We start from the raw sequence: 223 nt of genomic DNA on the forward strand, positions 1-223 counted from the left end.
GGTAACCTTTTGGAGCCAGCCGCCTAAGGTGGGACAGATGATTGGGGTGAAGTCGTAACAAGGTAGCCGTATCGGAAGGTGCGGCTGGATCACCTCCTTTCTATGGAGAATAGATGAACGTTGTTCATCAATATAAGTTTCCGTGTTTCGTTTTGTTCAGTTTTGAGAGAACTTTCTCTCAAGTTTATACAGCGTAAGCAGTTTGTTTTTTCTTGCGTTTGCG

General features: G+C 44.4%; 1 rRNA gene. It reads left to right on the plus strand.

What is annotated here, in order from left to right:
• Positions 1–100, plus strand: a 16S ribosomal RNA gene (locus MR059_RS21700); the annotation flags it as partial.
• Positions 101–223: the final 123 nt, after the last annotated feature.

This window comes from Bacillus cereus group sp. BfR-BA-01522, from assembly GCF_022662635.1.
In the GTDB taxonomy this organism is placed as follows: domain Bacteria; phylum Bacillota; class Bacilli; order Bacillales; family Bacillaceae_G; genus Bacillus_A; species Bacillus_A cytotoxicus.